Raw genomic sequence first — 12,291 nt, 5'->3', positions numbered from 1 at the left:
GCGAATGGCGCGGGTCGGGGGGCACGAAGGGCGGGCTAGGCTCGTCGGGTGCGTCTCGTCATCGCCCGCTGCTCGGTCGACTACACCGGCCGTCTGAACGCGCACCTGCCCCTGGCCACCCGCCTCCTCGTACACAAGGGAGACGGCAGCCTCCTGGTGCACTCCGACGGCGGCTCGTACAAGCCGCTGAACTGGATGAGCCCGCCCTGCACACTCACCCCTGAGGACCCGGATGCTGCGGACCTCGAGGACGGCGTCATCGAACGCTGGCGCGTGACCCACGCGAAGTCCGGTGACGCGCTGGTCGTGCGCATCCACGAGGTTCTCCACGACTCCTCCCACGACCTCGGCGTCGATCCCGGGCTCATCAAGGACGGCGTCGAAGCAGACCTGCAGCGGCTGCTCGCCGAGCAGGTCGCTCTCGTCGGCGACGGCCTGACGCTCGTCCGCCGTGAGTACCCGACCGCGATCGGCCCGGTCGATCTGCTGCTGCGCAATCCCGACGGCGGCACGATCGCCGTGGAGATCAAACGCCGTGGCGATATCGACGGTGTCGAGCAGCTGACCCGCTACCTCGAGCTGCTCGGCCGTGACCCGCACCTGGCCCCCGTCACCGGGGTCTTCGCCGCGCAGGAGATCAAGCCTCAGGCCCGCGTCCTGGCCACCGATCGCGGCATCCGCTGCCTCACCCTCGACTATGACGAGATGAAGGGCATCCAATCCGGCGCCCCGCGCCTGTTCTGACCCCCGCCCGCATCCCGCGAACCGCGCGCCAGATAGCGTGGGAGCATGCCGCTGCGCTCACCCTGGTCGTGCATCCTCTGGGATGTGGACGGCACGATCGTCGATGCATCCGAGGGCATCCTCCGGCGCCTGACCATCACGCTCGAGCACTTCGGGATGCAGCCGCCCACGCGCGGCGAGCTGTCGCGGTGGATCGGACCGCCCATGTTCGAGTCGTTCCAGGCGAATCTCGGGATGAGCCCCGAGCAGGCCACCGAGGCCGTCGCCTTCTATCGCGGCCTCAACAAGGCGGAGGGGTACACCGCCAGCGCCAAACTCTTCCCCGGCATGGCCGAGCTCATCGCCGACCTCGGGGCGGCCGGTGTACCGCAGGCGACCGCGTCATCCAAGCCCGAGGTGCAGGTCGTCGCGCTCATGGAGCACTTCGAGCTCTCGCCGTTCTTGACCGCGATGGTCGGCGCGACCCCGGATGAGCGCACCCTGAGCGCCAAGGCCGACATCGTCGCCGAAGCCCTGCGCCGGCTCTCCGTCGCCGGTGCCGATATCGACCGCCCGGTCCTCATCGGCGATCGTCACCATGACGTGGAGGGCGGTATCGCCAACGATGTGCCGGTGATCTTCGTGCGGTGGGGGTTCAGCTGGCCGCACGAGGCCGATGGAGCGCAGGCCGCTGTCGACGACGCCGACGAGCTCCGCAAGCTTCTCCTCGTTCCCGACCCCGCCGAATAGCGGCACCGGATCGCCCGCCCGCCCTATCAATAAGGTGAGACGCATGGGGGACCAGCCGGCCAGGCCGCACCGATTCCGACATGTGGCGGGCCGGGTCCCCGCCACCCTCACTCTCGTCACGATCGTCCTCACCGTCGGGGTGGTGTGGCGGGGGCTCTGGTCGCCCTTCGAAGACACCCCGCTGTTCGCCTCCGTCGCCTATGGCCTTCCGGCGGTCGAGTCGGGTCGGTGGTGGACGCTGATCACCGGCATGTTCTTCGTCGATCGCCCGGCGACCTACCTCTTCACCCTCCTCACCTTCGCCGGGATGGCGTATCTGGAGTACCAGCGCGGGTCGCGTGTGGCCTTGAGCTACTTCGCCATCGGGCAACTCTTCGCCGTGCTCGCCGCGTCGCTCCTCCTCTGGCTGGGCACGATGCTCCCCTGGCCGTGGGCTCAGACAGAGGCCGCCGCGCTGGATGTCGGTCCCTCCGGCGGCACGATGGCGTGCCTCGCCGCGGCGGTGTCGTTGTTCGTGTCCCCCTGGCGGCTGCGCGCCTGGGTCGTCCTCGTGGCGTTCGTCTTCGTGGCGCTGCTCTTCGGGGGCACCATAGCCGATCTCGAGCACGTCCTTGCCGTCGCTCTCGTCCTCGGGACATCCCGCGCCCTGCGTCCGCAGCGCGTGAGCGTCCGCGAGCAGCGCTTGATCGCATCCGTGATGCTGATCGTCCTCGGCGTCATCCAGATCGTCACCCTCCTGGTGCCGACCACCGGGCCCTTCGGCCGCACCGCGCCCTCTCAGGCGCCCTGGGTCGGCGTCGTTCTCGACGCCCTCGTCATCCTTATCGTGGCCCGCGGGATGATGCGGGGCAGACGCTGGGCGTGGACCGTGAGCGTCGCGCTCACGGTGCTGAAGATGGTCGTGGGTGTCGGCCTCGTCGTGCTGGTCGCTCTTCTCGGGATCGCCGACGTCGAGTCCGCGGTCGATACCGACGTCAGCGTGTGGTTGGCCGGTTCGGTGCTGTGGGCGCTCACGTTCGGCTACCTCGTCCTGGCCCGAGCCGCGTTCCGCGGCCGCCGCAACGCCCGCATCGGCGAGGCGGCTCCACCGACCAGCGACGAGGTGAAGGACGAGATCCGCCGCTACGGCGGGGGCACGCTGTCGTGGATGGCGACCTGGGACCACAACGACTACTCCCGGGTGGGCGGCGGCATCGTCGCGTATCAGTGCCGAGCAGGCGTCGCGCTGGCTCTCGCGGACCCCATCGGCCCCGCCGCATCCCGCCCCGAAGTGATCGCGGAGTTCATCCGCAACAGCGAGCGTGCCGGCCTCGCGCCGTGCTTCTTCAGTGCGAGCGAAGCCACGCGGGCAGCGGTCCCCGCCGGCTGGCGGAGCCTCGTCGTCGCCGACGACACCATCGTCGACCTGCCGGGTCTCCAGTTCACCGGCAAGGCGTGGTCGGACGTGCGCACATCGCTGAACCGAGCCGCTCGGGAGGGCATGCGGTTCCGGATGACGCGTCTGCGCGACGAACCGTGGGGGATCCAGCAGCAACTGCGGGCGATCTCGGAGAGCTGGGTGGGGGACAAGGGGCTGCCGGAGATGGGTTTCACCCTCGGCACGCTCCACGAAGCGGCCGATCCCGAGGTGCGGCTTGCTCTCGCGATCTCGCCCGTCGGCGACGTCGACGGGTTCTTGTCGTGGCTGCCCGTGTACGGCGACGGCCGGGTGCGCGGGTGGACCCTCGACCTCATGCGGCGCCGGGACGGCGGTTTCGGCCCGGTGATGGAGTACCTCATCGCGTCATCCGCGACGTTCTTCGCCGCAGAGGGAGCGGAAGTGCTCTCCCTGTCGGGCGCTCCCCTCACCCACGAATACCCGCCCGGAGCCGGCGCCATCGCCGACCTCACACGGTGGGTGGCCGACGTGCTCGAGCCGGTCTACGGCTTCGCGTCACTGCACCGCTTCAAGCAGAAGTTCCATCCGCGCTACGAGACGATGTACCTGCTCTACCGCGACGAGAGCGACCTCACTCGCATCGGGGCGGCGCTCACTCGCGCGTTCCTGCCGACCGCCACGTTGCGGCAGTTCGCCGACGCCGGGCGCGAACTCGTGCGCGGCGAACACTGATGCATGGCGCCGCCTCCGCAGGGGCGGGCGCCATGGCGTCAGATGGGGCGGATGTTCTCCGCCTGCAGCCCCTTGGGGCCCTGTGCGATCTCGAATTCGACGCGCTGGTTCTCTTCGAGGGAGCGATAGCCCGCCGCCTCGATCGCCGAGTAGTGGGCGAAGACATCCGCGCCGCCCTCATCGGGCGCGATGAAGCCGAAGCCCTTCTCCGAGTTGAACCACTTGACCGTGCCCTGGGTACTCATTGCGTTGCCGTTCCTTCTTGCCGGCGCCCTGGTGCGCCGGTGGATTCCCACGGTAACGGTCGCAGGCTCCGGGCGCATCGGATGGTGACACAAACGTTGCACGGCGTCGCGTCGGCGCGATCGGGCCGTTAACCATACGACGCCCGGGCTGAGCCGAACGCTCAAAGCCCGGGCGTCGACGGATCCCCCCGGATAGGCCACGCAGAGCGTGACTGCGAACACTCTACTGACAACACCGCGTGCAGCGCGAGAGCGAGATGGAAAGTTCTGAGGCGATGTTGCCCTCATAGGGTGGCGGTGTGGGACACATCGAATTGCGCGACTTCGACGACGACGATCTCGACGCCGTGTTCGAGATGATGCGCGCCGCCGGATCGGCCGATCCGGCCGTGTTCACCGCATCCGACCCCGATGATCGGACCGCCTTCGATGAGTTGATGCAGCGCCAGCGCACCTCACCGGATGTCGCCGTCTGGGTCGTCACCGAGAACGGCGGTTTCGCCGGCATGGCCGCGGCCTTCTCGGTCGACGGCGAGCGGGAGGTGACGTATTCGATCGCCCGGCACGCGCAGGGACGGGGCGTGGGGACGGAAGCGCTGAAGCTGCTCGTGGCCCGCGAGGGGGAACGGCCGCTGTACGCCCGAGTCTCCGCCGACGCGCCGTCCCGCGCGGTCCTCGAGCGCATCGGATTCACCGAGGTGTCCCGTCCGAGGGCCGAGGCGTCAAGCGCCGGCTCCCGCGGCGCCGACCCCCGCTCCCGCGAGGTCGAGGCCCGCCTCTACGTGCTTCCCCCGACCCTGGAGTAGCCCGAGGCCCGTCCCGTTGTTCCGTGAGAAGCCATCTCCGCCACGAGACTGCGGCTCTCGTCCGCAGTCTCGTGGCGGAGATGAGGTCTCGCGGGAAGGAGGGGCGGTTGGGCCCGGGAAACGGAAAAGGGCCCCTCTCGGGACCCTTCCGTTTGGTGCGCGAGGGGGGACTTGAACCCCCACGCCCTTGCGGGCACTGGCACCTGAAGCCAGCGCGTCTACCTATTCCGCCACTCGCGCGAGGCGCAGAAACGTCCTGCGCTCTCAACTTCCCGACAATATCACGGCCACGCACGCGTCAAAGCGGCCCGTGCATGGCCGAGCCGAACTCAGGCTGGATCGACTTTGCGGGCGCCCCGCCAGCCGGTGAGGGCGGATCCTCCTGAGTTGGCGGGCGAAAGACGCGCGAAAAGCCGAGAGAGAGCGGCGTCCATAAGCTCCCCAGGCGTGCTGACTACGATGTACCCACCGGTTTGCCTGCCTGAAGGAGTCTCGTGGGGCTACTCGACAGTTTCGAGAAGGGTCTCGAACGCGCTGTCAACAGCGCGTTCGCGAAGACCTTCCGCAGCGGCATCCAGCCGGTGGAGATCGCGTCGGCGCTGCGCAGCGAGCTCGACAAGAAGGCTGCGGTGGTCAGCCGCGACCGCATCCTCGCGCCCAACACCTTCACGGTGCACCTCGCTCCGGCCGACGACGAGCGCATGCGATCGCTCGGTACGGCGCTCGACTCCGAGCTCGACACGCTCGTGCAGGCCCACGCCCGGACGCAGGGGTACTCCTTCGCCGGTCCCGTCGCCATCACGCTCGAGCGCGACGAGTCCCTGTCGACAGGCACGCTCCGGGTGGAGTCGAAGACCGCCGCGGGAACAGTTTCGTGGCGCGGCGTCGTCGACATCAACGGCTCCCGCCATCCGCTGGTCAAGTCCCGCACCGTCATCGGCCGCGGCAGCGACGCCGACATCACCCTCCCCGACTCGGGCACCAGCCGCCGCCATGTCGAGATCCTCTGGGACGGCGAGCGCGCGATGGTGCGCGACCTGGGCTCGACCAACGGCACGCAACTGAACGGCCAGAAGATCTCCGAAGCCCCCCTTCCGCCCGACTCGACGGTCACCATCGGGCGCACCGACATCGTCTTCCGGGTCGTCCCCCAGGCCGCGCCGGCCGCCTCCCGCCCCCGGGTTCCTGACGCCACGCGCGCGTTCGGCGTGAACGAGGGAGGGCCCAGGGCGTGAGCGAACTCACCCTTCTGCTGCTGCGCATCGGATTCCTGCTGCTGCTGTGGTTCTTCGTCTTCGCCGTGGTGTATTCGCTCCGCGCCGATCTGTTCGGCGTCAAGGTGCGCAAGCTCCCGGAGCCGGCCGCTGCTGCAGCCGCGCCCGTGCAGGCCGCCGGGCCGGCGGACGCGACGACCCCCGTGGGCCGACCCGCGCCTCCCCGGGTGAAGGATGCTGCGCCCGGAGGAAACGCCACGAAGAGCACGGTCTCGCGCATCGTCATCACGAGTGGTCCGAAGGCCGGTGTCGAGCTGCCCCTGGGTAATGAGCCGCTGACGATCGGCCGCTCCAGCGAGTCGGCGCTCGTCATCCGCGACGACTACACCTCGAGCCACCACGCACGACTCGTCCTGTGGGGCGACAAGTGGATGATCCAGGACCTGGACTCCACCAACGGCACCTATCACGACGGCATCCGCGTGGCCGCTCCCGTCCCGGTGAAGATCGGCGCCCCCATCAAGGTGGGCGCGACGACCTTCGAGCTGCGGAAGTAGTCCCCGGAACTCCATGGTCTTCCAGGGCTCGAGCGCCGCCATCTCGCACACCGGCAAGGTGCGCTCCAACAACCAGGATTCCGGTTACGCCGGGTCGAATCTCTTCGTGGTGGCCGACGGCATGGGCGGTCACGCCGGCGGAGACGTCGCATCCAGCCTCGCCATCTCCCAACTGGCGCTGCTGGACCAGCCCTTCACGTCGACCGCCGAGGCCGAACGGGCACTGCGCGACTCGATCACCGACGCCGCGACGGAGTTGATCGACACGGTGGGCCGCCGGCCGGAGCTCGCCGGCATGGGCACGACGGTCAGTGCGCTCGTCATGGTCGACGACTATGCCGTCATCGCGCATATCGGCGACTCGCGCATCTACCTCTACCGCGACGACGCGCTGACCCAGATCACCACCGACCACACCTTCGTGCAGCGCCTCGTCGACTCGGGGCGCATCACCCCGGAAGAGGCCCGGTACCACCCACGCCGCTCCGTGCTCATGCGCGTGCTCGGCGACATGGACCCCGACCCCGAGGTCGACACCTTCATCATGCCGACTCAGCCCGGTGACCGGTGGCTGCTGTGTTCGGACGGCCTGTCGGGCGTGCTGGATGACGAGCACACGGCGAAGGCACTCGGGGCGGGTCTCGCTCCCGGCCGCACCGCCGACATGCTGCTCAAGCAGGCGCTCGACGGCGGGGCGCCCGACAACGTCACGATCGTCATCGTCGACGTCGGCGGTCAGCATCCCCTCTTCCTCGGCACCCCCACGATCGTGGGGTCGGCATCGAACCCCGTGGGCGTCGAGGTGCCTGCGGCGCGGCCCGGTCGCAGCAGCTGGCTGCATCCGAACCGCCAGGCGGCGAACGAGCCGACGCACTTCGAGCCGGATGCCGAGTTCCTCGAGGAGCTCATCGAGGAAGACCGGCGTCGTGCCCGACGTCGCCGGGCGGGCTGGATCATCGGCTTCCTCCTGGTGCTCGCCGCCATCGCCGCGTCGCTCGCCGTCGCATACAACTGGACCCAGACGCGCTATTTCATCGGCGCCGACGACGACACTGTCGTGGTGTACCGCGGCATCCAGCAATCGCTCGGTCCGATCTCGCTGTCGTCCCCCCACGAAGACACCGGCATCGCCCTGGCCGACCTTCCCGACTTCGAGCGGGGGACGGTGGAGCGCACCATCAACGCCCGTTCCCTCTCCGACGCCGAGCTGATCGTGGATCGCCTGCGTGAGACAGCCGGATTGGAGGGACGATGACCTCCTCGACGCCGATCGCCCGTACGAGCGCACCCGCCGATGGCGTCAGCGCCGACACGGCGGTGATCCGGGCGCTCCGGCGCATCCGCGTGCCGCAGACCCAGCGCAACCGCGAGCTCGGGCTGCTGCTGTTCGCCCTCGTGATCAACGTCGGCGCCGTCGTGCTCGTGAACTTCGGAACCGGCCGCGCCCTCGACGCGCAGGTCTTCGTCTACGGCGGCCTCCCCCTCGCGCTCGCGCTCGTGCTCCACATCGTGCTGAGGCTGCGGGCGCGTGACGCCGACCCCTTCGTCCTCCCCATCGCCACGCTCCTGACGGGCATCGGCATCGCGGAGATCTATCGCATCGACATCGCGCGCAACCATCTCGGCTGGGATGCTTCCTCCACACGTCAGCTCGCCTGGTCGGCGATCGCCATCGGCGGTGCCATCCTCATCGTCGTCTTCCTGCGCAACTATCGCGTGCTCTTCCGGTACACCTACCTATTCGGCCTGGCCGGCGTGCTGCTCCTGCTCCTCCCGTTCGTCCCGGGCCTCGGCACCGATCAGAACGCCGACGTGTGGGTGTCGGTCGGCGGCCTCTTCCAGTTCCAGCCCGGTGAGCTGGCCAAGATCGCGCTGGCCATCTTCTTCGCCGGCTACCTGGTGCGCACCCGGGAGAGCCTCAGCTCGGTGGGGACGCGATTCCTGTGGATGACCTGGCCGCGCGCACGCGAACTCGGTCCGCTGCTGATCATCTGGCTGATCTCGCTCGGCATCATCGTGCTGCAGCGCGACCTCGGCACGGGGCTGCTGCTGTTCGGCATGTTCGTGGCGATGCTCTACGTCGCCACGGGTAAGACGAGCTGGGTGCTGATCGGTGTGCTGCTGGCGGCCGGCGGCGCCTTCCTCGCCTCTCGCGTGCTGCCTTATGTCGGGGCGCGGTTCAACAACTGGCTCGACGCGTTCAACCCGGAACTCATCAACGGCAGCAGCTATCAGCTCGTGCAGGGGATCTTCGGCCTCGCTCAGGGTGGACTGATCGGGACCGGACTCGGCCAGGGACGGCCCTACCTCACGCCGCTGTCGCAGAGCGACTACATCCTGCCCAGCCTCGGTGAGGAACTCGGACTCGTGGGCGTGTTCGCGATCCTCTGCCTTTACATGGTCTTCGCCAGCCGCGGCATCCGCATCGGACTGGCGGGGCAGGACGACTTCGGCAAGCTGCTCGCCACGGGGTTGTCGTTCACGATCGTGCTGCAGGTGTTCATCATGGTCGGCGGCGTCACGCGGCTGATCCCCCTCACCGGTCTGACGACGCCGTTCCTCACAGCCGGCGGCTCGTCCCTCATCTCGAACTGGCTCATCGTCGCGCTGCTGCTGCGCATCTCCGATGCGGTGCGCAGCCGACCCCGGGTGGTGATCGGTTAAATGACGAAAGAGTTACGACGTCTGAGCATCCTCATGCTCGTGATGTTCCTTGCGCTGTTCGGATCGACGAGCGTCATCCAGGTCGTACAGGCCGAGGAGCTGGCTCAGAACCCGGCCAACACACGCGCCCTCTACGACTCCTACGAGGTGCAGCGCGGCTCGATCATCGCGGGCGGCACGGCGATCGCCTCGTCCGTACCCTCGAACGACGTGTACAGCTGGCAGCGGACGTACGTGGATGCGGACATGTGGGCGCCGGTGACAGGCTTCATCAATCCCGTCCTCGGGTCTGCCACGGGCCTCGAGCAGGCCATGAACCAGGTGCTCAGCGGTACGGCCGGGTCGCAGTTCCTCTCCCGCCTGGATCGCATCGTCACCGGTCAGCCGCCGCGCGGGTCGAACGTGGAGATCACGCTGGACCCCGTCGTGCAGCGCGCCGCTTTCGACGCGCTCAGCGGCCTGGAGGGCGCCGTGATCGCGATCGAGCCGAGCACGGGACGCGTCCTCGCCATGGCGACGAGCCCCAGCTACGACACGAACGCCCTCGCCTCCCACGACACCGCAGCGGTCGAGGCGACCTACGACGCGCTGCTGGCCGATCCGAGCGATCCGCTGTTCAACCGGGCGATCGGCGGCGACTTGAACCCGCCGGGCTCGACGTTCAAGCTCGTCGTCGTATCCGCCGCTCTCGCTTCCGGCGAGTACACGCCCGACTCCATGTTGCCCAACCCGGCCATCTACCAGCTGCCGCAGTCATCGCGCACCGTGCGCAACGCCAGTGGCGGGACGTGCGGTCCGGGCGAGCAGGTCACGATCGCCGACGCGCTCCGCCTGAGCTGCAACATCCCGATGGCCGAGCTGGCGGTACAGCTGGGCGACGACGCCATCCGCGAGGAAGCCGAGAAGTACGGCTTCAACCGCGCGTTCGAACTGCCGCTGACCTCCACCGAGTCCGCCTACCCGAGCGATTTGGATGACGCGCAGACCGCGCTGACCGGATTCGGTCAGGGTCAGGTGACGGCGACTCCGCTGCAGATGGCCATGGTCTCCGCCGGCGTCGCGAACGGCGGTGTGGTGATGAACCCGCAGATGGTCGATTCCGTGATCGGTCCGGATCTGACCGTGCAGGAGACCTTCGACGGCACCGAGTTCGGCCAGGCGCTCGACGGTGATCTCGCGGCTCAGCTGTCGCGCATGATGGTCGCCAATGTCAGTGACGGCGCTGCCTCCGGTGCAAGAATAGGTGGGGTCGAGGTGGCCGGTAAGACGGGCACCGCGGAGAACGGCGACCGCCCGTACACGCTGTGGTTCACCGGCTTCGCTCCGGCGGATGATCCGCAGGTCGCCGTCGCGGTCGTCGTGGAAGCCGGCGGAGGGCAAGGACAGTCGGGAAGCGGTGACACCATCGCCTCTCCTATCGCGAAGAAGGTCATGGAGGCGGTGCTGAATAAATGAGACCGACACAGGGTGTGACCTTCGGTGGACGCTACGAGCTGGAGTCGCGGATCGCGATCGGCGGCATGGGCGAGGTGTGGGAAGCCACCGACCACGTCATCGGCCGGACCGTGGCGATCAAGATCCTCAAAGACGAGTACATGGGCGACCCGGGCTTCCTCGAGCGCTTCCGCGCCGAGGCCCGCCACGCTGCGCTCGTCAACCACGAGGGCATCGCCAGCGTGTTCGACTACGGCGAGGAGAACGGCAGCGCCTTCCTCGTGATGGAACTCGTGCCCGGTGAGGCGCTCTCCACGATTCTCGAGCGCGATGGCACCCTGTCCACGGACAAGACCCTCGACATCGTGGCGCAGACGGCGGCGGCCCTGCAGGCCGCACACGCGGCGGGTCTCGTGCACCGCGACATCAAGCCCGGGAACCTCCTCATCACGCCCGACGGACGGGTGAAGATCACCGACTTCGGCATCGCCCGCATCGCCGACCAGGTGCCGCTGACCGCGACCGGCCAGGTCATGGGGACGGTGCAATACCTTTCGCCCGAGCAGGCGTCCGGACACGCGGCATCCCCGGCGACCGACACGTACTCGCTGGGCATCGTGGCCTACGAGTCGCTCGCCGGCAAGCGCCCCTTCACGGGCGAGTCGCAGGTGGCGATCGCCATGGCGCAGATCAACGAGCAGCCGCCTCCTCTGCCGCCCACCGTGCCCGAGCCCGTGCAGCGGCTCGTCATGGCCATGATCGCGAAGAAGCCGGATGAGCGCCCCGCGTCATCCGCGGCCGTGTCACGCGCCGCCTCCGCGCTGCGCCGGGGCGACCTGTCCGCCGCGATCGCCGCCGTCCCGGCCATCGGCGGAGCCGCGGGGACCGATGAGGTCACCCAGCTTCTGACCGCGGGCGCCGACACCTCGGCCGCGACACGCTTGCTGCCGGCTCCGACGATGGTGGCCACTGCCGAGCACACGGAAGAGGATGCTCCGCCTGAGAAGCGCAAGCGCAGCCCATGGACCTGGCCGCTGGTCGCCCTCATCGGGCTCCTCGTGCTGGTGCTGGGCGGCACCCTGATCGCCTTCTTCGTCAACCAGGACCCGGCGCCGGCGCCGACGACCAGCTCCGCCACCCCCACCCGGCCCGCCACCACCCCCACCCCCGAACCGACGCCCGAGTCGACGACGGTGAACCTCGACGCCCTGGGCCTCGTCGGGATGAACTGCGACGCGGCGATCCAGGCCGCCACCGACGCCGGCCTCCGTCCGGCGCGTGCCAACGGCTCAGCGGCCCCCTCCGGCGAGCAGGTCGGCACTGTGGAGTCCACCGATCCGGCCCGCGGCAATCTCGAAGAAGGCGATGCCCTCACCGTCACGTGCTACGGCGAGCAGACTCCGATTCCCGCTCCGGGAAACGGGCCCACGGTCGAGCCGAATCCGGCCGAGGCGAACTCCACCGCGACGGTGTCGTGGGGCGCGTTCTCCTGCCCGAGCGGCACCGGCAGCCTCAGTGGATACACCGTCACGCTCACCGGCGCCCTCTTCACGGACGGCACGCAGCAGCGCAGCTTCGGTCCCGGAGAACAGTCCGCCGAGATCCAGGTGCCCGCAACCGGGAGCATCACCGCCCGGTACGTGGGGCTGTGCAGTGGGCAGGGGGGTCAGCGCGAGTCCGCGTCGTCTCCGACCTCGCAGGTCTCGATCGCCGCGGCGCCGGAGCCCACTTCGTCGCCGTCCCCATGACCACCTAAGCTGACCTTTTGATCCACCACCCGGGGAGTGC

The 12,291-nt window shown here is 68.9% G+C and carries 11 protein-coding genes and 1 tRNA gene; 10 read left to right on the top strand and 2 right to left on the bottom strand.

All coding sequences use genetic code 11. From position 1 onward, the window contains the following. Nucleotides 1–48: 48 nt before the first annotated feature. Genes nucS through AC4FS2_RS15730 form a run of 3 tightly spaced genes read left to right on the top strand, consistent with a single transcriptional unit; the run spans nt 49 to nt 3,583 of the window. Nucleotides 49–744 carry an endonuclease NucS gene (gene nucS, locus AC4FS2_RS15740; protein ID WP_491155265.1) on the top strand — a complete coding sequence of 232 codons (696 nt, stop codon included), beginning with the start codon at nt 49–51 and terminating at the stop codon, nt 742–744. A 45-nt stretch (nt 745–789) separates the two neighbouring features. Beyond that, nucleotides 790–1,473: an HAD hydrolase-like protein gene (locus tag AC4FS2_RS15735; protein WP_491155266.1), complete on the top strand. Its 684-nt coding sequence runs from the start codon at nt 790–792 to the stop codon at nt 1,471–1,473. A 43-nt stretch (nt 1,474–1,516) separates the two neighbouring features. After that, nucleotides 1,517–3,583 carry a phosphatidylglycerol lysyltransferase domain-containing protein gene (locus tag AC4FS2_RS15730; RefSeq protein ID WP_491155268.1) on the top strand — a complete coding sequence of 689 codons (2,067 nt, stop codon included), beginning with the start codon at nt 1,517–1,519 and terminating at the stop codon, nt 3,581–3,583. A 38-nt stretch (nt 3,584–3,621) separates the two neighbouring features. On the opposite strand, the gene AC4FS2_RS15725 is transcribed toward AC4FS2_RS15730, so the two are convergent. After that, nucleotides 3,622–3,828, bottom strand: coding sequence for a cold-shock protein (locus AC4FS2_RS15725; RefSeq protein ID WP_491155270.1), 207 nt, complete (start codon nt 3,826–3,828; stop codon nt 3,622–3,624). Between the two features lie 299 nt (nt 3,829–4,127). Between AC4FS2_RS15725 and AC4FS2_RS15720 the strand changes: the two genes are divergently transcribed. Further along, nucleotides 4,128–4,634 (top strand): GNAT family N-acetyltransferase, encoded by a 507-nt coding sequence (locus tag AC4FS2_RS15720; protein ID WP_491155272.1) that lies wholly within the window; start codon nt 4,128–4,130, stop codon nt 4,632–4,634. Nucleotides 4,635–4,787: 153 nt separating this feature from the next. On the opposite strand, the gene AC4FS2_RS15715 is transcribed toward AC4FS2_RS15720, so the two are convergent. Continuing rightward, nucleotides 4,788–4,874, bottom strand: a tRNA-Leu gene (locus AC4FS2_RS15715). Nucleotides 4,875–5,128: 254 nt separating this feature from the next. Between AC4FS2_RS15715 and AC4FS2_RS15710 the strand changes: the two genes are divergently transcribed. From AC4FS2_RS15710 to AC4FS2_RS15685, 6 genes are read left to right on the top strand one after another with little or no spacing between them, the layout of a single operon-like run. Continuing rightward, nucleotides 5,129–5,869 (top strand): FHA domain-containing protein, encoded by a 741-nt coding sequence (locus tag AC4FS2_RS15710; protein WP_491155273.1) that lies wholly within the window; start codon nt 5,129–5,131, stop codon nt 5,867–5,869. Continuing rightward, nucleotides 5,866–6,405 (top strand): FHA domain-containing protein FhaB/FipA, encoded by a 540-nt coding sequence (locus AC4FS2_RS15705; protein ID WP_491155276.1) that lies wholly within the window; start codon nt 5,866–5,868, stop codon nt 6,403–6,405. Before AC4FS2_RS15710 ends, AC4FS2_RS15705 begins: the two co-directional genes overlap by 4 nt. A 13-nt stretch (nt 6,406–6,418) precedes the next feature. Beyond that, on the top strand, nt 6,419–7,660 hold the full coding sequence (locus tag AC4FS2_RS15700) for a PP2C family protein-serine/threonine phosphatase (RefSeq protein ID WP_491155278.1): 1,242 nt from the start codon (nt 6,419–6,421) through the stop codon (nt 7,658–7,660). Then, nucleotides 7,657–9,069: an FtsW/RodA/SpoVE family cell cycle protein gene (locus AC4FS2_RS15695; protein ID WP_491155280.1), complete on the top strand. Its 1,413-nt coding sequence runs from the start codon at nt 7,657–7,659 to the stop codon at nt 9,067–9,069. The genes AC4FS2_RS15700 and AC4FS2_RS15695 overlap by 4 nt, the downstream gene beginning before the upstream one ends. Then, the gene (locus AC4FS2_RS15690) at nt 9,070–10,524 is read left to right on the top strand and encodes a peptidoglycan D,D-transpeptidase FtsI family protein (protein WP_491155281.1); all 1,455 of its coding nucleotides are present in this window, start codon (nt 9,070–9,072) and stop codon (nt 10,522–10,524) included. Then, complete coding sequence (locus AC4FS2_RS15685; RefSeq protein ID WP_491155283.1) at nt 10,521–12,251, top strand: serine/threonine protein kinase; 1,731 nt, start codon at nt 10,521–10,523, stop codon at nt 12,249–12,251. Before AC4FS2_RS15690 ends, AC4FS2_RS15685 begins: the two co-directional genes overlap by 4 nt. Nucleotides 12,252–12,291 lie beyond the last annotated feature (40 nt).

This window comes from Microbacterium sp. Z10_103 (assembly GCF_058310455.1).
The sequence above is the reverse complement of the archived record's forward strand: the minus strand, read 5'-3'. Positions and strand labels throughout refer to the sequence as shown.

Bases quoted from the DNA above. Each gene is read 5' to 3' on its own strand.
- AC4FS2_RS15725 (WP_491155270.1), bottom strand. From the start codon at position 3,828: ATGAGTACCCAGGGCACGGTCAAGTGGTTCAACTCGGAGAAGGGCTTC.
- AC4FS2_RS15685 (WP_491155283.1), top strand. From the start codon at position 10,521: ATGAGACCGACACAGGGTGTGACCTTCGGTGGACGCTACGAGCTGGAG.
- AC4FS2_RS15700 (WP_491155278.1), top strand. From the start codon at position 6,419: ATGGTCTTCCAGGGCTCGAGCGCCGCCATCTCGCACACCGGCAAGGTG.
- AC4FS2_RS15690 (WP_491155281.1), top strand. From the start codon at position 9,070: ATGACGAAAGAGTTACGACGTCTGAGCATCCTCATGCTCGTGATGTTC.
- AC4FS2_RS15735 (WP_491155266.1), top strand. From the start codon at position 790: ATGCCGCTGCGCTCACCCTGGTCGTGCATCCTCTGGGATGTGGACGGC.
- AC4FS2_RS15695 (WP_491155280.1), top strand. From the start codon at position 7,657: ATGACCTCCTCGACGCCGATCGCCCGTACGAGCGCACCCGCCGATGGC.
- AC4FS2_RS15730 (WP_491155268.1), top strand. From the start codon at position 1,517: ATGGGGGACCAGCCGGCCAGGCCGCACCGATTCCGACATGTGGCGGGC.